Source organism: Changchengzhania lutea (assembly GCF_006974145.1).
Classification (GTDB): domain Bacteria; phylum Bacteroidota; class Bacteroidia; order Flavobacteriales; family Flavobacteriaceae; genus Changchengzhania; species Changchengzhania lutea.
This window is the reverse complement of sequence record NZ_CP039456.1, coordinates 2,574,300-2,597,012: the sequence shown is the minus strand read 5'-3', so window position 1 is coordinate 2,597,012 and position 22,713 is coordinate 2,574,300. Positions and strand designations below refer to the sequence as shown.

The window sequence follows — 22,713 nt, the reverse complement described above, 5'->3', positions numbered from 1 at the left end:
TAACATAAATGACTGACTGTTTTTGTTTTTAAAAAATTTCCTAAAACTACAATTACCCCAAAGCCTGCTTCAAATCACTTATAATATCATCTACATGCTCCAAGCCCACTGAAATTCTAACCAATCCATCCGTAATACTCACCTGTAATCGATCTTCTGCTGATAATTTACTATGTGTGGTTGATGCTGGATGCGTGACGATACTTCTGGTATCTCCCAAATTAGCAGATAGCGAACACATTTTTATGGCATTCAAAAATTCACGTCCGGCTTCAATACCGCCTTTTACTTCAAACGCCACAATATTGCCACCCAATTTCATTTGCTTTTTTGCGACTTTATATTGCGGGTGCGATTTTAAAAAGGGGTATTTTACCCAATTTACTTGAGTGTGTGCTTCTAAAAATTCCGCTACTTTAAGTGCGTTTTCACAATGCTTATCAACCCTTACCGCCAATGTTTCTAAACTTTTCGAAAGTGTCCATGCATTAAAAGGCGATAAGGCAGGCCCTGTATTTCTGGCAAACAAATAAATTTCCCGAATTAAATCTGCATCCCCAACAGTGACGCCGCCCAAAACACGGCCTTGTCCATCAATGAGTTTAGTCGCCGAATGAATAACCAGATGTGCCCCAAACTTTATAGGTTGCTGTAAATATGGTGTTGCAAAACAGTTATCAATTATTAATATTAAATTGTGTTTTTTGGCAATGTTTCCTAACAACTCTAAATCGATAATATCGATAGCAGGATTTGTAGGCGATTCTGCATATAAAATCTTTGTTTTTGGAGTGATGAAACTTTCAATGGTTTTGGGTTCGTTAATATTGAAATAACTGGTTTCAATATTCCATTTTGGCAAATACTTAGTAAAAAGTGTATGCGTAGAACCAAATACCGAACGGGCCGAAACAATATGATCGCCACTATTTAACAAGGCGGCAAATGTTGAAAATACAGCAGCCATTCCCGTTGCAAAAGCATAACCGCTTTCAGCACCTTCCATCTTGCAAATTTTATCTACAAACTCCGTAGTATTCGGGTTTGTAAATCGGCTATATATATTACGTTCTTTTTCTTCTGAGAAAGAAGCACGCATATCTTCAGTATCCTCAAAAACAAAACTGGATGTTAAGTATAACGGACTTGTATGTTCTAGAAATTCGGTACGCTTTAATTGTGTACGAATGGCTTCGGTTTCGAATTTCTTTTTATTCTTGCTCATTTTATCTTGTTTAGGTTTCGACTGCGCTCAACCTACATTAATTTATATGTTTTGACAACCTTAAAATATCTCCAAAAACGCCTCGTGCTGTAACTGCTGCGCCTGCACCTGCGCCTTGAATGACTATAGGTTGCTCCCCGTAAGATTCTGTGAAAATTTCGAAAATAGCATCAGAACCTTTAACATGTCCCAAAGTACTATCTTCTGAAATAGATACCAATTTTACTTCCAAATTCCCTTTATCTTGTGATAAATCACCCGACAGATCGCCAACATATCGTAACACGTATCCTTCCTCCTGATTATCTTTTATCTTTTGAAATTCATCGTCAAGAACATCCAACTGACTTAAAAATGATTCAACCGAAATATCTTGATACGCCTCTGGTATTAAATTTTGGACGGTAACATCTTCAAATTCGTTTTGCAAATCTAACTCTCTTGCCAAAATTAATAGTTTTCTCGCCACATCATTTCCCGAAAAATCTTCTCTCGGATCTGGCTCTGTAAACCCTTTATCAATGGTTTCTTGAATAATGTCGCTAAACGGTTTGTCTTGAACAGAAAAGTTATTAAATAAATAACTCAACGTCCCTGAAAACACACCCCTAATTCTGGTGATATTTTCTCCAGACTCATGTAACAATTTAATCGTATCTATTAACGGTAAACCTGCACCAACAGTTGTTTCGTATAAATAATCCTTATTGTGTTCTTTTAGCTGAACTCTTAAATTTGTGTAAAAATTGTGTGAAATGGTATTCGCTATTTTGTTTGATGACACCAAATCGAAACCAGCTTCAACTAACGGTACATAATTTTGGTAAAACTCGGAACTCGCTGTATTATCAACCGCAATTAAATTTTCTAAATGATGTGATTTTGCAAATGCTATAATAGATTCGATCGAACTTTCTTGTAAAGTTGATTTTATATCCTCTTGCCAATTTTCATTAACTCCTTTTTTATTTAAAATGAGTTTTTTTGAATTGGCAATGGCGAATACATTTAGGTTAATGCCTTTTCGTTTTTCAATCTCATATTTAGATTTTAAAATCTGATTGATCAATGCCCCACCAACACCACCGTGACCGAAAATAGCAATATTTATCTTTTTTGAAATCCCGAAAACTTCGCCATGTATAACGTTAACCGCTTTATGCAATTGATCTTTTTTAACCACCAAACTCACATTTCTACCTGTAACCGTATTATTGAATAGCAAGGGTGTAATTTGATTTTTAATTAAGGCGTTAAACGGTTTATGAAAAGAACTCAGCTCGATTCCGATTATGGAAATGACCGAAACATCATCAACCACTTCTATTTTATTTACATCTTGCGAGTAAAAATCGTTTTCAAATTCGCGTTCCAAGGCAATGACTGCTTGGGTTGCTTTTTCTGCATCAATAATTAATCCAATGCCTCTTTCTGAAGAGCCTTGAGAAATAATACTCACACTAATACCATGGTCGCTCAAGGCTCTAAAAATCCTAGCATCTACTCCTATTTTACCTAATAATCCGCGGCCTTCTAAATTCAATAAGGCCACATGATCTAAAACCGATAGCGATGTGACTTCCTTAGAACTCGGTTTGGCAGTAATTAAAGTGCCTTCGTCTTCTGGATTAAAAGTGTTTAAAATTCGAAGACTGATATTTTTCTCTACTAACGGAATTATGGTTTTAGCGTGTAAAACAGTGGTTCCAAAGTTTGCCAGTTCGTTTGCTTCACTAAATGACAGTTCCCTAATTTTCTGGGCATCGGCAACCAAATCTGGATTTGCCGTATAAATACCATTTACGTGTGTGTAGTTTTGCAGCTCTTCGGCATCTAAATAATTTGCTAATAAAGCTGCTGAGTAATTACTCCCGTTTCGACCTAAAGTAGTGGTCTCTCCTTTAGAATTTGAAGCAATAAAACCTGTTACAATATTTACTGCATCGGTATTTTGTTTAAAATAGTTGCGCACATTATCTTTTGATACTTGTGAAATTAATTGTGCATTACCAAAGGTGTTATCTGTTTTAAGTAATTGTCTAGAATCGGTAGCCTTAGCTTTAATCCCTCTTTCATTTAACAGCCCTGATAATAATTTTACAGACAGCAATTCGCCTTGCGCTAAAATGTCGTCTTTCGTTTTTTGGCTATAATCACGTAATAAACTCACCCCTTCAAACAATTTATCGAGGATTGAAAATTCTTCTGAAAAATCAATCGTTTTTAAAGGTTCTTTTTGATATGCTTTAAAGACTTGCAATGATTCTTTATAATCTTCATCTTTTAAAGTTTTATTTAAAATAGCTTCTAAATCGTCTGTTGCGTTACCTCTCGCCGATACTACTACGGTAATTTTTTCGCCATCATTTACTTTATTTTCAATGATGGTAAGCACTTTATTTAATCCGTCTCCGTTTGCTAAAGATTTTCCCCCAAACTTTAATACTTTCATCTTTCTTTTTTTCGAATTTGGCACAAAAATGCCTTCTATAATTTTTTCTAATTGTTCATATTCTATCAAAAACGCATCGTGACCATGTACAGAATTGATTTCATTATAAGTAACATTAGGATTCGTAACTGCCAGCTGTTTATGGGTTTGCCTGTTTTCTTCGGCTGTGAAAAACAAATCAGAATCAACACCAACAATATGAATATTAGCTTTTATGTTTTCTAAAACATTAAAATCGTTTTTTCTGTTTTTTGTGACATCAATCGTTTTAAGTAATTGATTCATTAACTTATAAGCAGACAACTGAAAACGCTCTTGCAATTTATTCCCGTGGTGTAGCAACCAACTTTCAACATTAAAAATTTCTAAATCTTCATTTTTTGAACGCTGAAAACGCTCTTTAAACGATGCTGGTGTACGGTAACATAACATGGCGTGCATTCTCGCATCGTGCACAGGATTTTTAGAATTTAAAAGGAATTGCTCTTGAATCTGGCAATTGGCAATGAGCCAATCCGTAGATTTCCAATCGGTTGCTACCGCAATTAAATGCTCAGTAAAATTGGGATTTAAAACGGCCATTTCCCAAGCAATTCCGCCGCCTAGCGACCCGCCAATAACAGCAAATAATTTTTCAATTCTTAATTCTTCTAATCCAATTAAAAACAGTTTTGCAATGTCTCGTGCTACAAAATCTTTATAGTTTTCAATTATAAAACCATCATACCCATTTCCAGGAATATTAAATGCCAAAACAGAATACAATTTAGTATCAATGACTTTATCATCGCCAATAAGGTCTGACCACCAACCCGCTTTTCCAGCTACATTACTATTCCCTGTTAGGGCATGATTTACCAAAACTATTGGTGCTGTACCTAAAGCCTTCCCGAATACTTGATAACTTAATTTAATTTCAGGATGTATCGCTTTATTTTCGGTAATAAAGTTTGAAATGGTGATATGTGATAGCGATTCTTTCAACTGTTATTTATATTTTATAGCTACAAGGGTTTTGAAACCTTGCAGGATTACATATTAAATGGTTTTAAATGCTTCTTTTAAATCGGCTTTTAGATCTTCAAGATCTTCAATGCCGACAGACAATCGGATTAAATCTCCCGTAACCCCTGCCGAAGCCTGTTCGGCATCATTTAATTGTTGGTGGGTGGTACTTGCTGGATGAATAATCAGAGATTTTGTATCACCAATATTAGCCAGTAATGAAAATAACTTGGTATTATCTGCTATCTTTTTTGCGGCATCAAAACCTCCCTTGGCACCAAAGGTCACAATCCCACTTTGTCCTTTAGGCAGGTATTTATCTGCTAAGGCTTTGTATTTGCTAGAGTCCAAACCTGGATAATTTACCCACGCGACTTCATCTTGAGTTTCTAACCATTTGGCAATAGCCAACGCATTTTCGCTATGCTGCTTAATTCTGATAGGTAAGGTTTCTAATCCCTGAATGATTTGAAATGCATTGAATGGGCTCATCGCGCCACCTAAATCTCTAAGACCCTCTAAAATTAATTTAAAAGTATAGGCTGCAGCACCTAAGGCTTCGCTGTAAACGAGGCCGTGATATCCAGCAGATGGCTCTGTGAATTCTGGAAATTTACCGTTGGTCCAATCAAAGGTTCCGGCATCAATAATAGCACCGCCAATAGAATTTCCTTGACCTCCAATGTATTTTGTTAGGGAGTGAATCACAATATTGGCACCGTGCTTAATCGGATTTAACAAGGCTGGAGTGGCTACCGTATTGTCAACAATAAAAGGAACCTCTGCTTTTTTGGAATGTACCGCAATAGCTTCTATATCTAACACATCTAGTTTTGGATTCCCCAAAGATTCCACGAAAAAAGCGCGCGTATTATCCTGCACTGCCGAGGCAAAATTATCTGGATTTGTGGCATCTACAAAGGTGGTTGTGATACCAAATCTGGGTAAGGTGACACTTAGTAAATTATAAGTTCCCCCATACAGACTACTTGATGCCACGATATGATCGCCCGCTTTCAATAAGGTTAGTAATCCTGTTGAAATAGCTGCTGTTCCCGATGCAAAAACCACAGCACCGATGCCTCCTTCGAGCGCCACCAATCTATCTTGTAAAATTTGATTGGTTGGGTTGTTTAAGCGGGTATAAATAAACCCTAATTCCTGTAATGAAAATAAATTGGCCGCATGATCAGAATCATTAAAAACATAAGATGTGGTTTGATAAATAGGAACCGCTCGCGTGCCGCCGTGTGCTGTAAAATCGTGTCCTGCGTGTAATGCGTTTGTTGCTAATTGATGTGTACTCATTTTTCTAAATTTTTTAAGCCTCACCCAGAAATATTATAAATATTTCTGACCTCTCCTTTGGAGAGGTAAAAAGGCTATTGGTTAATAATAAATCAATCCTTTCGAATCGTACTTAATAGAAAAATGTTAAAAAGAAAATTTTTAGAAAATACAGTGTGTATTTTCGTTAGGTTATCTATCTAAAATACTAATTTCTTAGTTGTTTAAGTAGAATTTAGCACCTTCTTTACGAGTAAAGGGTTGCTAAGGTTTCACAGGGTCTAATCCCTCCGCCTTTCTTGATAACATTTCAATAAGTCATTGAACTTTGTGAGTACAAATATTCAGTCAGAAAAAGTTAAAATCCTAATTTTTTTTAAAAAAAATTTTATTTCTTTTAACTATCGGTGCAAATTATTTCGAAATTTATCACTGATAACGAGGCTTATAGCCCTATTTTCAATTTTGGATTCTAACCAAGAAATAATATCCAAATATAAGAACGCCCTGCTTTGATATGGATCATCTTCAAATTCCTTTAATTTTTTGTGCAACTTGATAAATTCTGCTTTGACCTCATGTGGATAGATATCGCCTAAACCACGTAAAAATTTGATGAATTCTTTTTGTACTTCATACAAATCTTCCATCTTGATTAAAAACTTATAGGTACTTTTAATGAGTACATCTAAATTGTAATCCAAACCAGCTTCATAATGTGCGACCAAATTTAATAAACGCGCGAAGCAAAGTAAATCTTCACGCATCTGTAGTGATTTATTACTAATGATTTTTTCTAAAAATACGATACATTTTTTATGCTCACCGGCACCAAAATACATGCTCGCAATTTTGTAATAAAAGACCATAATATGGTGCTCATCTATGCGGTCTTTGTAGTTCTTTAAACGTCCTAAAACATCATCAATTAACGGTAAACCTTCATGAAAACTACCTTCAATAAAATGCAAATTAAACTTGTTGTTGTAGATATAAAGAAAGGCTAAACCGTCAACATTATCATCCACTGGAAACCATTTTTCATTGGTAACTGCCTCTAATTTAAAGAGCGTTTCCTTGAATTTTTTATAGTGACGTAAATAGAATAAAGCTTCCAGCAAGTAGTGGTGACCTCTTAGAAAAAAGACTGGATTTAAAATAATCATATCTTTATTCTCATAAAACAAATTCACCCATTTTGAAGCATATTTGTAGCATGATAAAAAATCGAGTGTTAAAAAACTATACCACAAATACGCTTTGTAAAGCCATAATTTTTCTCTAAACCCTAAGGTTTCCAGATTGTATTTTGGTAGTCGCGCATTAAAATATTTGGTTACGCGTTTATATTCTTTATCATTTTTTATATATCCGGTTTTTAAGAACAAGCCGTATAATTGCAGCGATAGATTGGAGAGTTTACTGGCCATCACATTTTGCTGACTCAGCTCTTTAGCCTGAATAGAAAGCACATCGGCCCTATTGCTCAAGCTTCTTGTAATGTATTGGGATTCAATTACTTTCTCCAATTCCACAATCTCATAAGCCACATTTTTCTCTTCGTTAGCGATGGCCAAGGTTTTTGCTTTATCTAAAATTTTCAAACCTTGCTTATAGAGCCCTTTATGGTATAAAATAGTTGCAAAATCTAATTGTTCACGAATTTGAATTCTTATATTTTGATGTGACGGACTCAGTCTTAAACTAATTAAAACCTGTTTGTATAAATGTGCTTTTAAATTAGAAAGTTGTTGCTTTTTTACAATGCCTTTTTTAAGAATAACCGCTTCATCATAGGTTGCAAGTTTGTCAAGAATATTGAAAAGCATCAAGAATTTCGAATCTTCATTAACCCCCAATCTGCCTACATAAAGCTTGAATTGCCTCTTTTCAGATTTAGACAAGGACTTAATCAGCATGAATACATTATCTTTTTGCTCTCTTGTCATAGTATAAAAGTAATCTTAATTAATTGTTTTTCAGGTGATTAAAACCACAATAACAACGTTAAACATCGTAAAAACAGCTTAATGAAACATGCAATTTACGTAACCAAAATATACATTCGTAATACAATAAGAAAATATATTATATTAAATGTCTGATAAGAACGTTCAAATTTTTGACACAACCCTTCGAGATGGTGAGCAAGTCCCTGGCTGTAAATTAAACACGGATCAGAAATTAGTGATTGCAGAGCAACTCGATGTGCTTGGTGTTGACATCATTGAAGCTGGATTTCCGGTATCTAGTCCTGGTGACTTTAAATCGGTTGAAGCCATTTCAAAGCTTGTGAAGCATGCTACGGTTTGTGGGTTAACACGATCGGTTGAAAATGATATAAAAGTTGCAGCTGAGGCGTTGAAATATGCTAAAAAACCAAGAATCCATACTGGGATTGGCACGTCAGATTCCCATATAAAATATAAATTTAAATCGAACCAAGACGCTGTGCTCGAACGCGCTTTTAAGGCTGTAAAATACGCCAAATCATTTGTTGAAGATGTAGAATTTTATGCCGAAGACGCTGGAAGAACAGACAATGCTTATTTGGCACGTGTTTGTGAAACGGCCATTAAAGCAGGTGCTACGGTTTTAAATATCCCAGATACAACTGGGTATTGCTTACCGCATGAATACGGCGCTAAAATAAAATATTTAAAAGAGAACGTCAAAGGTATTGACAAGGCTATTTTATCCTGTCATTGTCATAACGATTTAGGTTTAGCTACCGCGAACTCTATAGAAGGCGTCATTAATGGTGCACGACAAATTGAATGTACGATCAATGGCATTGGAGAACGCGCTGGAAACACGGCCTTGGAAGAAGTCGTGATGATTTTAAAGCAACATCCGTATTTAGATTTAGATACCAATATAAACACGCAAATGCTTTATGGTATTAGTCAGTTAGTCTCAGACAGTATGGGTATTTACACGCAACCTAATAAAGCTATTGTGGGCGCTAATGCGTTTGCACATAGTTCTGGCATCCATCAAGATGGGGTTATTAAAAATCGGGGAACCTATGAAATTATTGACCCTAAAGATGTTGGTGTTACAGATTCTGCCATTGTGCTTACAGCGCGTAGTGGTCGTGCGGCCTTAGCCTATCGTGCTAAAAAGGTAGGCTACGAACTTACCAAGCTTCAGTTAGATGAAATCTATGCGCAGTTTTTGGATTTTGCTGATAATAAAAAAGAAGTTGATGATGATGACATTCATCAAATTATAGAAAGAAGTCGAGTTTATTATGAAATTATTTCTGCTTAAATGAAATTAAATATAGCTGTTTTACCGGGCGATGGAATTGGACCAGAGGTTACTGCACAAGCTGTAAAGGTCTTAAAAGCCATTGCGATGGAATTTAACCATCTTTTCACTTTTGAAACGGCTCTTGTTGGTGGAAGTGCTATTGATAAAACAGGAAATCCTTTACCAGACGAAACCATAAGCATCTGCAAAAAAGCCGATGCTATTTTATTTGGGGCCATTGGTGATACCAAATATGATATTGACCCCACAGCAAAAATAAGGCCAGAACAAGGGCTTCTTAAACTCAGAAAAACGTTGGATCTATATGCCAATATCCGACCTGTAATTGCTTATGAAGATTTGCTTAACAAATCCTCATTAAAGATAAAACAAATTAAGGGGACTGATATTTTAATTTATCGTGAACTTACGGGCGGCATCTATTTTGGAAATAAAACACTTAGTGATGATGGCAATTACGCCTCGGATATTTGTGCCTATTCACGTGATGAAATTGAACGTATTGCACATTTAGCTTTTAAAGCGGCCCAGTCCAGAAAGCGCAAATTAACTCTGGTAGATAAAGCCAACGTTTTAGAAAGCTCTAGATTATGGCGCAAGGTCGTTCAAGAATTAGCACCACAATATCCAAACGTGGCATTGCATTATATGTTTATAGACAATGCGGCTATGGAACTCATTATCAATCCACGCCAGTTTGATGTCATTTTAACCGAAAATATGTTCGGCGATATTTTATCGCAAGAAGCTAGTGTTATTGTTGGGTCTATTGGCTTATTGGCATCAGCATCTTTAAGTGACAAGCACGCTATGTTTGAGCCTATTCACGGCGCATATACCAAAGCGGCCTATAAAGGTATCGCAAACCCTATAGCATCCATACTATCTGTGGCGATGTTGTTAGATCATTTTGGCTTAGAAGATGAAGCAGCATTAGTAAGGCAGGGTGTTGATAAATCATTAAAACTCCACATTACTACGCCAGATTTAAATGTTAAGTATGGTCACGTGACCACATCGAAAGTAGGCGATTTTATTGAAGATTTTATTAATAACCCAGAGGAAACAAATTTAAATTTTACAAACATACATTTAGGACAATCCACTATCATTTAATTATTTTGAGTTAGTCGCCCAATACATTAAAATTTTTGGATTAATTAAGAGCACTTTTGACCAAGTGCTCTTTTCTTTTAAAACAATTATTTGGGCATTACCACTCCTCGAATGGTCACGAGCGGGACGCTCGCGATAGCAGGAGTTATAACCGGTATCCCAATCCGATTTTCAAAATATTTATATTCGTATTGTATGTTATGTCTGGCACTTTGTTGTCTACTCCAATTTTTATAAAATCATATTGAACTTGGGCAAACAGTTTATCTGATATGCCATATACCATTGCTAAATTCAAGTTAATTCCACTTTCGGCTTGGCTTGAACTTGATGTATCTGGATTAGAACTATCAATTCCTGATGCCTTAAAAGTCATAAATGTATAACCTAAACCGAGTGAAGAATGAAATTTATTCATTGATTTAGAATTCAATTCTACAAATATTCTTGGTTGTATTGCATATCTGGTAACATCAAAAGGCTACCTGCTATCCTCTTTTTGAGTTTTTTAGCATTCCAGCATTTAATGAGGCTCCAATATTTATAAAATCTAACTTTGAAAAACGATATTTCATTCCAAAGTCTATAATTCCATTATAATTTTTTTCCAATAAAATTTTCGTCGGTTGGAATAGGGTAATTTAATTCAAGACTAAATTTCGAATCTTAAGAAAGTGAATTAATTGAAAAAATTAATAATAATGTTAAAAATAAGTTTTGTTTCATAATCATATTTTATACTACCTATATCAGCTGCTAAACGAAGTTAGTATAAAACCTCTATAAAAACAAAGTAAATTCCTATCTAGGAAACTTCTCCCTAATTTTATCCAAACTTAAATTATGAATACTCCCCACATGCGTATGTTGTTTTGAGGTATCTGGAACATAGGTACCCTCTTGCACTTGTCCGCCAATTTTTTGGTAAGCCTCTCTAAAACTTTGACCTTCAACCACCAAGGTATTGATATTATCAACCGTAAATAGGTATTTATATAAATCGCTATGGATATCGATATTCTTAACTATAATTTGCTGAATAGAATAATTGAAAATATCTAGAATGTCTTTTATTTCCTCGAAAGCCGCAATGATATTTTCTTTTAACAACTGGAAATCCCTATGATACCCACTAGGTAAATTGTTGGTTATTAAAATCATCTCGGCCTGTAAGGCTTGTATTTTGTTACACTTCCCGCGAATGAGCTCAAATACATCAGGGTTTTTTTTATGTGGCATAATGCTGCTGCCCGTGGTCAATTCATCTGGAAAGGAAATAAATCCAAAATTCTGACTCATATACAAACAGATATCCATGGCAAAACGTGACATCGTATTTGCCAATCCGCCTAGTGCCACAGCAATAGTCCGTTCGTTTTTACCTCGTCCCATTTGTGCAGCAACCACATTGTATTTGAGGGTGTCAAAGCCCATTTCTTTAGTGGTAAATTCCCTATCGATAGGAAAAGAACTCCCATAACCAGCCGCAGAACCTAAGGGATTTTGGTCCACCGTTTTAATGGAGGCATTAAGTAAATACACATCATCAATCATAAGTTCGGCATAGGCCGAAAACCATAACCCAAAAGATGATGGCATAGCCACCTGCAAATGTGTGTACCCTGGCAACACCTTGTCTTTGTAAGTTTCTGCTAAGCCTAACAGGGTTTCAAAAAAGGTCTGTGTTTTTTGTTTAACATTATTAAGGTTGTCTTTATAGTACAAATGAAGTGCGACTAAAACCTGATCGTTTCTGGAACGAGCGCTGTGAATTTTTTTTCCAACCTCACCCAAATTTTTAGTTAATTCGAACTCTATTTTAGAATGTACATCTTCAAACTGCTCCTCAATAACAAATGTGCCATTTTCAATTTGTGTTTCTAAAACTTTTAGTCCGCCTAACAATTCAACTAATTCTTCAACGGTTATAATGCCAATTTTTTGAAGCATTTTAGCATGCGCCTTGGAAGCGATAACATCGTACTTTGCGATATGAATATCTATTTCCCTATCATTTCCAACAGTAAATTGCTCTATTTTTTTATCGATTGATATGCCTTTGTCCCAGAGTTTCATGTTCTAGTTGTTTATTTGTTGATTTGTTTGTTTGTTGATTTGTTTAGACGATTACCCGATTCAACATAAATTTTATTTCTTAAAATTTAGAATAAAGAGAAAAGACCGCTTCGCCATTAGAACAAAGACTTTGATTGAAACTTAAATCAAATCTCTTTTCTTGATTCTCTATTCTTAATTCGTTTCATAATACGTTTTCCAACAATTCTATATATATATTTATGCCTTCTTCAATTTCTTTGAGATAAATAAATTCATCTGCAGAATGGGATCTCGTACTGTCTCCTGGCCCCAATTTTAAACTTGGACAAGATAGCATCGCCTGATCGGATAAGGTTGGCGACCCATATGTTGTTCTCCCTATGGAGATTCCCGCTTTCACTAATTCATGATCTAATGGAATAGATGAAGAATTTAGTCTTAAGCTACGCGGTATCATGCTATCACATGGCGCTTTTGCTTGCAAAACAGCTACAATTTCTGCATTGGTATAGGCATCATTCACTCGGACATCTACGACCAATTCCACAGCAGCAGGAACCGCGTTATGCTGCTTACCTGCTTTAATCTGAGTGACGGTTAATTTTACATCACCTAATGTTTCAGATGTTTTGTCAAACTTAAAATCTTTAAACCATTGTAAGGTTTCAATGGTATTATAAATACAATTATTATCATTGGGATGCGCAGCATGACTCGGCGTACCCTTTACAATGGTATCAAAAACGACCAAGCCTTTTTCAGCCACGGCAAGATTCATTAAAGTAGGCTCTCCCACAATAGCCACATCAATTTTGGGTATAACGGCCAACATGCTATTGAGCCCGTTTGGACCACTGCTTTCTTCCTCCGCGGAAGCGACAATAACGAGATTATATTTTAAATCTTTATGGTTATAAAAATAGGTAAATGTGGCAATTAACGACACCAAACAGCCACCAGCGTCATTACTGCCTAAACCAAATAATTTACCATCTTCCAAAATAGCTTTAAAAGGGTCTTTGGTGTAGGCCGAATTTGGTTTAACAGTATCGTGGTGTGAATTAAGCAACAGCGTGGGTTTGCTCGCATCGAAACACGTATTCACTGCCCAAACATTGTTTTGGGTTCGGTTATATAGAACCTTATGCTGTTTAAACCAGTTTTCTATATGTAATGCCGTTTGGTCTTCTTCAGATGAAAAAGACTGGGTTTCGATGAGCTTTTTTAACAACTCAATGGCTTCCTTTTTTAATTGCTGAATCATAAATACAAAGTTGTAAATTTTTGATCTTTATTACTAATTACCGTAGCATTTCCTATAATGACTTTCGAAACCCCTTCATGTAATGCATGATAACAATTTTCTAATTTAGGAATCATGCCATCTGCAAAGGTGTTTCTGATTTTTAGTGTTTCGTAGGTTCCTGTATCCATGTAATCTATCACAGAATCATCATCATCCACAGATAATAATACCCCATTTTTTTCAAAGCAATAATAAAGTTCGGTTTTAAAAGTCGCGGATAATGCAATAGCCAATTCAGATGCAATGGTATCGGCATTCGTGTTTAAAAGCTGTCCATTTTTATCATGCGTTATAGCGCAAAACACGGGGGTCATATCATGATCTAATAACAGGCGAATGGTTTTTGTATTCACTTTAACGATATCACCAACAAAACCATAATCTATTTTTTTTACAAGTCGTTTTTTAGATAGGATGGTGTTTCCGTCTGCACCGGTAAATCCTATGGCATTACATTGATTGGATTGTAATTTAGCCACCACATTTTTATTGATTTTCCCAGCATATACCATAGTTATAATGTCTAAAGTGGCTGCATCTGTAGCACGCCTGCCATTTAGCATATGTACAGGAACGTCCATTTTATAGGCTAACTGTGTTGCTAATTTACCGCCACCGTGCACCAAAATTTTTGGCCCCGAAAGATGCGCAAATTGTGATAGAAACTTTTCTAGGGCTGCCTCATCATCAATAATATTTCCGCCTACTTTTATGATTTTTAATGTTTCCATATCCTCTCCCTCTGCCCTCTCCTTAAGAGAAGAAACCTTTTTAAGTTATTATAAGTTTTCTAATATTTTTTTAAGTACCAATTGCGCCGCGTAGGTTCTATTATTTGCTTGTTCTAGAACCAAAGAGCTATCACTATCTAGAACCGCATCTTCTACAACAACATTTCTTCTAACTGGTAAACAGTGCATAAATTTTGCATCGCCAATTTTATCTTTGGTTATCATCCAATTAGGATCTGTACTTAATACTTTTCCGTAATCTTCATAAGAACTCCAGCTTTTAGTATATATAAAATCAGCATCCTTAAATGCTTCTTCTTGATTATGAATTATTGGGGTATCTCCTGTAATTTCAGGATTCAAATTATAGCCTTCTGGGTTTGAAATAACAAACTCAACATCCATTTTTTGCATGGTCTGAACAAAGCTATTGGCAACCGCATGTGGTAAAGCTTTAACATGTGGCGCCCAACTTAAAACTACTTTTGGTTTTACAACTTTAGTATTTTCCGAAATCGTAAGCGCATCGGTTAAGCCCTGTAATGGATGCCCTGTGGCACTTTCCATGTTTACAATGGGGACAGAAGCAAACGCAACGAAGGATTTTAAAACCTCCTCGCTCTCGTCTTTTGTTTTATCTGTTAAGGTTGGAAACGCTCTTACCGCAATAATGTCGCAGTATTGTGAGACTACTGCTGCTGCTTCTTTTATATGTTCTGCAGTCTTGCCATTCATAACCGTACCATTTCCAAACTCAATGCCCCAAGCATCACCAGAAACATTCATTACGATAGGGTTCATCCCTAAGTTTAGGGCCGCTTTTTGAGTGCTTAGACGTGTGCGTAAACTAGAGTTCAAAAACAACAACCCTAGGGTTTTATTTTTACCTAATTCGATATACTTCAATGGATTTGCCTTTATCTTTTTTGCATCGGCAATCCATGAATTGATGTTATCGATGTCATGTATAGACGTGTAGTTCTTCATTTTTCTAACTATTTTTTAAATCTACAAGGTTGTTAAAACCTTGCAGGTTATTTAATTTTAGTAAACGGTACTTTATTTTCAAAAGCATTGACTATGAAATTATCTTCCAATCCGTTTACTATCCATGTTTCTATATTTGCCTTTTTGGTAACCGAAGCTGCTTCAATTTTACTCTCCATCCCACCACTACCATGTGAGGATTTTGAATTAACTACTTGGTTTGTTAACTGACTAAAGTCCTCAACTAATCCGATAGTTTTTGGTGTCCCATTTTCGATCGATTCTTTAGTATATATACCGTTTGTATTCGTTGCGATAATGAACAAATCAACCTCCAAAAGTGATGCTGTTAATGCTCCTAATTTATCATTATCACCAAATTTGATTTCATCAGTGGCCACTGTGTCATTCTCATTAATTATTGGAATATAATTATTGTTAACCAACACATTAATGGTATTTACAATATTGGTTTTACTTTCCTGTTTTTCAAAATCTGAATATGATAACAAACATTGTGAAGTCAACAATCCATATTCTCTAAAAATCTCTTGATAAATTCTTATTAAATGTGGTTGCCCGATAGATGCCAAAGCTTGTTTTACAAAAATATCTTTTCGTTTACTCTCTAATTTCACAAACTGTTTGGCTACAGCAATAGCACCCGAACTCACAATAATAAACTTGCAAGTATCTTGAAGTTTCGCAATCTGACTCGCCATATCCTCAATTTTACCTCTAGAAATATTATCTGTTTCTTTGGTAAGTGTATTAGATCCAATTTTGAGTAATATACGTTTCTTTCTCATGGTTATCGTATTTGTCCGTTTCCATGAACGTACCATTTATTTGTTACCAAATGTTGTAAACCTATTGGTCCACGCTGGTGTAATTTATCCGTACTTATAGCCAATTCGCCACCTAAACCCAATTGTCCTCCATCGGTAAAACGTGTGGATGCATTGTGATAAACGGCAGCCGTATCTACGTTTTCCATAAACAGTTTCGCTTCGGCTTCGTTTTTTGTTATAATTGATGAAGAATGGCCTCCAGAATATGTGTTAATCATTGTAATCGCATCTTGATTAGATGCAATTTCTCCAATTAATATTTTATAATCCAAAAACTCTTCACACCAAATATCGTTTGACTGAATCCCTTCTAAATTATGATTATTTGAAACAACAGCGTCTCCTAAAACTTCAATTTTAAAGCCTTCTAATTTTGAAATAAGCATTTTGAGAAATTCATTTTTATTCGGAAGATTTTCATCAATTAGAACCTTATCAACAGCATTACATGCTGAGATTTTTGATTTCCCATTAATAATCACATCCATAGCTATATTTAAATCAGCTTCTTTGTGCACATACACAAAGTTGTTACCACGCCCGCTAATAATTACCGGACATGTTGCATGTTGTTTTACAAAAGCAATTAAACGTTCGCCCCCACGTGGGACAATTAAATCGACTTTCTGAGTGGGGTTTTCTAAAAAGGCTTGTGTTTCAGTTCTATTAAATTGCAAATACTCCACCCAATCTGTTGATGCACTATTTTCCTTTAAAGCTTGATGCCACAATTCGACAATTTTTAAATTCGATTTTAAAGATTCTTTTCCTCCTTTCAATACTATTTTATTCCCCGATTTAAAGGCAATTCCTGCTGCTTCAACCGTGACATCTGGTCTAGATTCATAAATAATTAAAACCGTGCCGAATGACGCCGTTTTATTATAGACCTGCATCCCATTGTCGTGTTTAAAACTAAAACGCTCAACACCAACCGGATCGTCCTGGGATGCCAAATGTGTTACCGATTTAATCATTTCATCTACTTTAGCATAATCAACTTTTAAACGGTCGTACATTGAAATATCATCGCCATCATAAGCCTCTAAATCTGCTTTATTTATTTCAATAATGGCTTGTCTTTCTTCTTTTAAAAGCTCTGCCATTTTAAGTAAAACAGCATTTCTTTTTTCTATGGATAATAAGGTATTCATCTTTTTAGTGTTCAGTTTTCAGTGGTCAGTCTCAGTTTTTAGTATTAGGTCTTCGTCTTCCATCATCGATCTTTTGTCTTTCAACCTTGACCTTCCAACTTTGGGTTTTCTATATTAACTAATGCTTTTTTTAAAGCTTCAAAAAATTGATCGATATGTTCTTTTTTAATGGTAAGCGGTGGTAAAATTCGCAACAACTTTTTATTTGATGCACCACCAGTAAAAATATGATACTTGTAAATGAGTTTTTTTCTCAGTTCACCAACTTCAAAATCGAATTCTAAACCGAGCATTAAGCCTCTTCCTTTTAGCTTTCTTATCTGCGGAATCGTTTTCGCTATGGAAATAAAATATTCAGAAATGACATTGACATTGTCCATCAATTTTTCATCTTCAATCGTGTTTAAAACCGCTAAACCTGCTGCACAGGCTAAATGATTGCCACCAAAGGTAGTCCCTAGCATACCGTATTTCGATTCAATACTTGGATGAATTAAAATCCCTCCTATTGGGAAACCATTACCCATACCTTTCGCTATTGAAATAATATCTGGTGTGACATTATAATGTTGAAACGCAAAGAATTCACCGGAACGCCCGTAACCCGATTGTACCTCATCGGCAATAAACATGGTTTTATTGGTTTTACAAAGCGCATAAACTTGTTTAAAAAAATCGGCCGTTCCTTGATCTAAACCACCAACACCTTGAATAAATTCAACAATAACGGCACAAACATCACCTTTTTCAAGTTCTACTTTCACCCCTAAGATATCATTCAATTCTAGAATTGTTACTTTTTGTTGCGCATTTATTGGCGCTATAATATTCGCATTATCGGTTACTGCTACTGCCGCCGATGTACGGCCGTGAAATCCATTTTTAAAAGCAACAACACGGGATTTCCCTGTTTTAAAAGATGCTAATTTTAAAGCATTCTCGTTGGCTTCTGCACCCGAATTACAGAAAAACATCTGGTAATCTACACAGCCTGAAAATTCTTCTAACTTATCCGCTAATTGTTTTTGTAGCGGATTTTTAATCGCATTAGAATAAAACCCAAGCTTTAAAACCTGACTTGTAATCGCCTCAATATAATTAGGGTGTGCATGCCCAATCGATATTACAGCATGCCCACCGTAAAGGTCTAAATATTCCGTTCCATTTTCATCGTAAACATGTACATCTTTCCCCGAAACAGGCGTTATATTATATAATGGATAAACGTCAAATAATGGCATTTTTAATTCTTTTTTAGTTGATTAATTTTCTCGAACGACGCCAAAATACCTTGTATTAAAGCAGAGCTTAGTCCCTGGTGTTCCATAGCATTTAAACCTTCAATAGTACAACCACTTGGTGTGGTTACACGATCTATTTCTTGTTCAGGGTGTCTCCCCGATTCAATTAATAAACTAGCTGCCCCATAACAGGTTTGCGTTGCTAGTTCATGAGCTTGTTCTGCCTCAAAACCTAGTTGAATAGCCCCTTGGGTGGTGGCTCTTACCAAACGCATCCAAAAGGCAATACCGCTGGCACAAATTACGGTTGCTGCTTGTACTAAATCTTCAGAAATTACCATGGTGGTTCCCAATTGATTGAATATATCTTGAGCCAATCCAATCTTATCTTGTGCTTTTTCATTCGCCGATAAACACGTCATGGATTTACCAATTGAAATTGCTGTATTCGGCATCACCCGAATGATATTTTTATCGCTCCCAACAATGGCTTCTATTCTAGAAATTTCAACTCCTGCTGCCACAGAAATCACCACATGATCTTCTGTTATCTTTGACGCAACACTTTCTAAAACCTTGCCAATATGTTTGGGCTGAAGCGCAAAAATGACCATATCGGATTTTTGAACTGCAAAACCATTATCATTAGTTAACGTGACATAATCCTCGTTTTCAAAAGCTTTGACTGCTGACGTATTTTTATCACTTAAATACAGTGATGTAAACGACTTGTTATTAATCAGTCCTTTTGCTATGGAGCTTCCTAAATTTCCTGTTCCTATAATGGCTATTTTCATGTGTTCTATCTTTATTATTCCCTCGAAGGAAGGAATCTTTATTATTATTCTTTTTGGGCGTTACCACAAGGGTCGCGCTTTACGTTCCAAGTCCTCGCTCGTACCTCGTTGCGGGCTTTCCACTTCAATCCCTAACGCACCACTCTTACTCTAAATCCTCCCCTAACCCCTCCGAAGGAGGGGAATGGTTTGCGGTTAGAAAGTGCTTCCCTCGTTACTACCTGCAAGGTTTCAAAAACCTTGTAGGTCTGAAACTTAGATTTGAGTAAGAGTTCCCCTCCTTTGGAGGGGTTAGGGGAGGATTAAAAATAAGTCGCTTTTAATCGCAATCCAGTTGTTTCCTCTAAGCCGAACATCAAATTCATATTTTGAACGGCTTGTCCCGAAGCGCCTTTTAAAAGATTATCTATAATGCTCGTAATTAATAATTTGTTGTTATGTTTATGCAAATGGATGAAACATTTGTTGGTATTCACCACTTGTTTTAAATGCAGATCGTCATCTGAAATAAATGTAAATTTGGCATCTTTATAAAAATCTTTAAAAATAGCTTTTGCTTCCTCAAGTGTTCCTTCAAAATCGGTATACATAGTTGCAAAAATACCTCTGGAAAAATTTCCTCTATTCGGCATAAAAAGAATTTCAGAAGAAAAAGTGTTCTGTAATAGCTTAACCGATTGGTTAATCTCCCCTAAATGTTGATGCATAAAAGGTTTATAATACGAAAAATTATTATCACGCCAGGTATAATGTGTGGTTGCAGATAAAGAAGTGCCGGCACCCGTTGCACCCGTTACAGCATTAATATGAACGTCGTTATTTAACAACCCTTTTTCTGCAAGTGGTAGCAACGCCAATTGAATAGCTGTTGCAAAGCATCCTGGGTTAGCAATATATTGTGCGCTTTTAATAGCTTCTTTTTGTAATTCTGGCAGACCGTAAACGAAGCTTTTTCCTTGGAACACCTTATCGCTTTTTAATCGGAAATCATTTCCTAAGTCAATGATTCTTGTTTGCTCAGAAAATGTATGGTTTTCTAAAAACTTGACCGAATTACCGTGACCTAAACATAAAAACAAGACATCTACTTCGGGGTTAACCGTGTTAGTAAACTTCAAATCCATATCGCCCACCAAATCTTGGTGCACTTTGCTAATCTTATTACCAGCATTACTAGTGCTAAAAACAAAATCAATGACAGTTTCTGGATGATTAATCAATAATCTGATTAATTCTCCTGCCGTGTATCCCGCGCCACCTATTATTCCAACTTTTATTTTTTTCATCTCTACATTTCTATTTCTATACTTCTTTTTTCAGACCTACAAGCTATTTAAAACCTTGCAGGTCAATTACCAACTACGAATTTACCTGTTGATAGATTTTATTCTGATTCCCAAGAATTTTTATAAAGCCTTTGGCCTCGTCTGCCGTCCATCCTGTGTTTTCTTCACCGTAACTTCCAAACTTGGTATTCATCAAATCGTGCTCTGAAGAAATTCCATCTAAAGAAAAATGATAAGGTTTCAAGGTTACAATGACATCACCAGTAACCATATCTTGACTGCTTTTCAAAAATGCCTCCATGTTTCGCATCACGGGGTCTAAATACTGCCCTTCATGTAAATGCATGCCATAGAAACTGGATAAATAGTCTTTATGCTGAAGTTGCCATTTCGTTAGCGTATGTTTCTCCAATAAATGATGTGCTTTAATAGTGATTAAAGCAGCAGCAGCCTCAAAACCAACACGCCCCTTAATACCTACAATGGTATCGCCAACGTGAATGTCTCTGCCAATAGCATACGGGGATGCCAAATTATTCAGGACTTCAATATTAATTTCAGGGTCATTCTCAATACCGTTTACAGCAACCAATTCGCCTTTTAAAAACGTTAATGTTACTTTTTCATCTTCCGTGTGTTTTAATTGAGAAGGGTACGCCTCATTTGGTAATGGTTTTTCTGATGTTAATGTTTCAGAGCCACCAACACTAGTTCCCCAAAGTCCTTTGTTTATCGAATACTTTGCTTTTTCCCAAGACATATCAATACCGTTCGCCTTCAAATATTCAATTTCTTCCTGTCTGGTTAACTTTTCGTCCCTAATAGGGGTTATTATTTTAATCTCTGGTGCTAGGGTTTGAAAAATCATATCGAAACGCACTTGATCATTTCCTGCTCCCGTACTTCCATGTGCTATATATTCGGCATCAATACTTTTTGCATACTCCACGATTTCTATGGCTTGAATAATGCGTTCTGCACTTACCGATAAGGGGTAGGTATTATTCTTTAGGACATTTCCAAAAATTAAATATTTTACCACTTTTTGATAAAAGGTGGCAACAGCGTCTATATTTTTGTAGGTAGACACACCCATTTTATAAGCGTTAGCTTCAATGGTCTTTATTTCATCTTTTGTAAAACCTCCTGTATTGACGCTCACTGCGTGTACATCATATTCTTTCGACAAACTCACCGCACAGTATGAGGTGTCTAATCCGCCACTGTATGCTATGACTAATTTTTTCATTTCTTAGATTTTTTTAGATATAAAGATTCCTTGATTCGTTTTAATCTATTAAAGACACGTGCTTTAATTTCTCTATGTTCTGGTTCCTTTTGTGAATTTGAGTCGAATAACATCCCCGTGCATAAACACATTTTTTGATCGGTTCGTGTCAGTACATCGTAATTTTTGCAGGTTTGACAGCCATCCCAGAAGGATTGATCATCGGTTAATTCTGAAAAGGTGACAGGCTTATAGCCCAAATCGCTATTCATTTTCATTACTGCTAAGCCCGTTGTAATACTAAATACCTTAGCATTCGGAAACTTGATCCTTGAATGCTGAAATACCTTATGCTTAATCTGTTTTGCCAAACCTTGTCCCCTATAATCTGGATGCACAATAAGACCGGAATTGGCAACAAACTTACCATGGCCCCAGGCTTCTATATAGCAAAACCCCGTAAACACATCACCATCTAAAGCAATAACAGCATTGCCATTTTCCATTTTTGTGATAATGTATTCTGGCGTTCGTTTTGCAATACCGGTTCCTCTTACACTGGCTGATTCTGCAATAGTGTCGCAAATAATTTTTGCGTATTTACTATGTGATTTATTGGCAATTACAACGTCCATTGTATTTGTTTTTAGTTCTAATTTAATTTTTATTCTCTTGAAGGTTGAACTGGACTCACCTAGTTCTAAAATAGAAGT

18 protein-coding genes and 1 riboswitch are annotated in these 22,713 nt (G+C 35.9%); of the genes, 2 read left to right on the top strand and 16 right to left on the bottom strand.

Annotated features, from left to right (window positions below):
- Positions 1 to 52 precede the first annotated feature (52 nt).
- From FAF07_RS11685 to FAF07_RS11670, 4 genes are all read right to left on the bottom strand, one after another.
- Positions 53 to 1,225: a trans-sulfuration enzyme family protein gene (locus tag FAF07_RS11685; RefSeq protein WP_142785272.1), complete on the bottom strand. Its 1,173-nt coding sequence runs from the start codon at positions 1,223 to 1,225 to the stop codon at positions 53 to 55.
- 37 nt (positions 1,226 to 1,262) lie between these two features.
- Positions 1,263 to 4,661: a bifunctional aspartate kinase/homoserine dehydrogenase I gene (gene thrA / locus FAF07_RS11680; RefSeq protein ID WP_142785271.1), complete on the bottom strand. Its 3,399-nt coding sequence runs from the start codon at positions 4,659 to 4,661 to the stop codon at positions 1,263 to 1,265.
- Between the two features lie 54 nt (positions 4,662 to 4,715).
- Complete coding sequence (locus tag FAF07_RS11675; protein WP_142785270.1) at positions 4,716 to 5,990, bottom strand: O-acetylhomoserine aminocarboxypropyltransferase/cysteine synthase family protein; 1,275 nt, start codon at positions 5,988 to 5,990, stop codon at positions 4,716 to 4,718.
- A 168-nt stretch (positions 5,991 to 6,158) separates the two neighbouring features.
- Positions 6,159 to 6,278, bottom strand: a riboswitch (SAM riboswitch).
- 92 nt (positions 6,279 to 6,370) lie between these two features.
- A complete protein-coding gene (locus FAF07_RS11670) occupies positions 6,371 to 7,918 on the bottom strand; it encodes a hypothetical protein (RefSeq protein WP_142785269.1) in 1,548 nt (515 codons plus the stop codon).
- Between the two features lie 148 nt (positions 7,919 to 8,066).
- Here FAF07_RS11670 and FAF07_RS11665 point away from each other — a divergent pair, with 148 nt between their 5' ends.
- Together FAF07_RS11665 and leuB are read left to right on the top strand one after the other, a co-directional pair.
- Entirely contained in the window at positions 8,067 to 9,242 is a 1,176-nt protein-coding gene (locus tag FAF07_RS11665) for a 2-isopropylmalate synthase (protein WP_142785268.1), read from the top strand.
- Positions 9,243 to 10,361: a 3-isopropylmalate dehydrogenase gene (gene leuB / locus FAF07_RS11660; protein ID WP_142785267.1), complete on the top strand. Its 1,119-nt coding sequence runs from the start codon at positions 9,243 to 9,245 to the stop codon at positions 10,359 to 10,361.
- A gap of 145 nt (positions 10,362 to 10,506) precedes the next feature.
- On the opposite strand, the gene FAF07_RS11655 is transcribed toward leuB, so the two are convergent.
- From FAF07_RS11655 to FAF07_RS11600, 12 genes are all read right to left on the bottom strand, one after another.
- Positions 10,507 to 10,779: a hypothetical protein gene (locus tag FAF07_RS11655; RefSeq protein WP_142785266.1), complete on the bottom strand. Its 273-nt coding sequence runs from the start codon at positions 10,777 to 10,779 to the stop codon at positions 10,507 to 10,509.
- A gap of 383 nt (positions 10,780 to 11,162) precedes the next feature.
- The gene (gene argH / locus FAF07_RS11650) at positions 11,163 to 12,437 is read right to left on the bottom strand and encodes an argininosuccinate lyase (protein ID WP_142785265.1); all 1,275 of its coding nucleotides are present in this window, start codon (positions 12,435 to 12,437) and stop codon (positions 11,163 to 11,165) included.
- A gap of 184 nt (positions 12,438 to 12,621) precedes the next feature.
- A complete protein-coding gene (locus FAF07_RS11645) occupies positions 12,622 to 13,683 on the bottom strand; it encodes a M20 family metallo-hydrolase (RefSeq protein ID WP_142785264.1) in 1,062 nt (353 codons plus the stop codon).
- Positions 13,680 to 14,456, bottom strand: coding sequence for an acetylglutamate kinase (argB, locus tag FAF07_RS11640; protein WP_142785263.1), 777 nt, complete (start codon positions 14,454 to 14,456; stop codon positions 13,680 to 13,682). Before argB ends, FAF07_RS11645 begins: the two co-directional genes overlap by 4 nt.
- Before the next feature lie 48 nt (positions 14,457 to 14,504).
- Positions 14,505 to 15,443: a Rossmann-fold NAD(P)-binding domain-containing protein gene (locus FAF07_RS11635; protein WP_142785262.1), complete on the bottom strand. Its 939-nt coding sequence runs from the start codon at positions 15,441 to 15,443 to the stop codon at positions 14,505 to 14,507.
- Positions 15,444 to 15,490: 47 nt separating this feature from the next.
- Positions 15,491 to 16,252: a glutamate 5-kinase gene (gene proB, locus FAF07_RS11630; RefSeq protein ID WP_142785261.1), complete on the bottom strand. Its 762-nt coding sequence runs from the start codon at positions 16,250 to 16,252 to the stop codon at positions 15,491 to 15,493.
- 2 nt (positions 16,253 to 16,254) lie between these two features.
- Entirely contained in the window at positions 16,255 to 17,448 is a 1,194-nt protein-coding gene (locus FAF07_RS11625; protein ID WP_142785260.1) for a glutamate-5-semialdehyde dehydrogenase, read from the bottom strand.
- An 80-nt stretch (positions 17,449 to 17,528) separates the two neighbouring features.
- Positions 17,529 to 18,689, bottom strand: coding sequence for an aspartate aminotransferase family protein (locus FAF07_RS11620; protein ID WP_142785259.1), 1,161 nt, complete (start codon positions 18,687 to 18,689; stop codon positions 17,529 to 17,531).
- 2 nt (positions 18,690 to 18,691) lie between these two features.
- Complete coding sequence (gene proC / locus FAF07_RS11615) at positions 18,692 to 19,486, bottom strand: pyrroline-5-carboxylate reductase (RefSeq protein WP_142785258.1); 795 nt, start codon at positions 19,484 to 19,486, stop codon at positions 18,692 to 18,694.
- A 302-nt stretch (positions 19,487 to 19,788) separates the two neighbouring features.
- Complete coding sequence (gene argC, locus FAF07_RS11610; protein WP_142785257.1) at positions 19,789 to 20,772, bottom strand: N-acetyl-gamma-glutamyl-phosphate reductase; 984 nt, start codon at positions 20,770 to 20,772, stop codon at positions 19,789 to 19,791.
- 73 nt (positions 20,773 to 20,845) lie between these two features.
- A complete protein-coding gene (locus FAF07_RS11605; protein ID WP_142785256.1) occupies positions 20,846 to 22,021 on the bottom strand; it encodes an argininosuccinate synthase in 1,176 nt (391 codons plus the stop codon).
- Entirely contained in the window at positions 22,018 to 22,635 is a 618-nt protein-coding gene (locus tag FAF07_RS11600) for a GNAT family N-acetyltransferase (protein ID WP_142785255.1), read from the bottom strand. The genes FAF07_RS11605 and FAF07_RS11600 overlap by 4 nt, the downstream gene beginning before the upstream one ends.
- Between the last annotated feature and the right edge of the window lie 78 nt (positions 22,636 to 22,713).

Excerpts from the sequence above, each read along its gene's own strand:
- FAF07_RS11685 (WP_142785272.1), bottom strand. The coding sequence starts at position 1,225 with ATGAGCAAGAATAAAAAGAAATTCGAAACCGAAGCCATTCGTACACAA.
- FAF07_RS11675 (WP_142785270.1), bottom strand. The coding sequence starts at position 5,990 with ATGAGTACACATCAATTAGCAACAAACGCATTACACGCAGGACACGAT.
- FAF07_RS11670 (WP_142785269.1), bottom strand. The coding sequence starts at position 7,918 with ATGACAAGAGAGCAAAAAGATAATGTATTCATGCTGATTAAGTCCTTG.
- FAF07_RS11665 (WP_142785268.1), top strand. The coding sequence starts at position 8,067 with ATGTCTGATAAGAACGTTCAAATTTTTGACACAACCCTTCGAGATGGT.
- leuB (WP_142785267.1), top strand. The coding sequence starts at position 9,243 with ATGAAATTAAATATAGCTGTTTTACCGGGCGATGGAATTGGACCAGAG.
- FAF07_RS11655 (WP_142785266.1), bottom strand. The coding sequence starts at position 10,779 with ATGAATAAATTTCATTCTTCACTCGGTTTAGGTTATACATTTATGACT.
- argH (WP_142785265.1), bottom strand. The coding sequence starts at position 12,437 with ATGAAACTCTGGGACAAAGGCATATCAATCGATAAAAAAATAGAGCAA.
- FAF07_RS11645 (WP_142785264.1), bottom strand. The coding sequence starts at position 13,683 with ATGATTCAGCAATTAAAAAAGGAAGCCATTGAGTTGTTAAAAAAGCTC.
- argB (WP_142785263.1), bottom strand. The coding sequence starts at position 14,456 with ATGGAAACATTAAAAATCATAAAAGTAGGCGGAAATATTATTGATGAT.
- FAF07_RS11635 (WP_142785262.1), bottom strand. The coding sequence starts at position 15,443 with ATGAAGAACTACACGTCTATACATGACATCGATAACATCAATTCATGG.
- proB (WP_142785261.1), bottom strand. The coding sequence starts at position 16,252 with ATGAGAAAGAAACGTATATTACTCAAAATTGGATCTAATACACTTACC.
- FAF07_RS11625 (WP_142785260.1), bottom strand. The coding sequence starts at position 17,448 with ATGAATACCTTATTATCCATAGAAAAAAGAAATGCTGTTTTACTTAAA.
- FAF07_RS11620 (WP_142785259.1), bottom strand. The coding sequence starts at position 18,689 with ATGCCATTATTTGACGTTTATCCATTATATAATATAACGCCTGTTTCG.
- proC (WP_142785258.1), bottom strand. The coding sequence starts at position 19,486 with ATGAAAATAGCCATTATAGGAACAGGAAATTTAGGAAGCTCCATAGCA.
- argC (WP_142785257.1), bottom strand. The coding sequence starts at position 20,772 with ATGAAAAAAATAAAAGTTGGAATAATAGGTGGCGCGGGATACACGGCA.
- FAF07_RS11605 (WP_142785256.1), bottom strand. The coding sequence starts at position 22,021 with ATGAAAAAATTAGTCATAGCATACAGTGGCGGATTAGACACCTCATAC.
- FAF07_RS11600 (WP_142785255.1), bottom strand. The coding sequence starts at position 22,635 with ATGGACGTTGTAATTGCCAATAAATCACATAGTAAATACGCAAAAATT.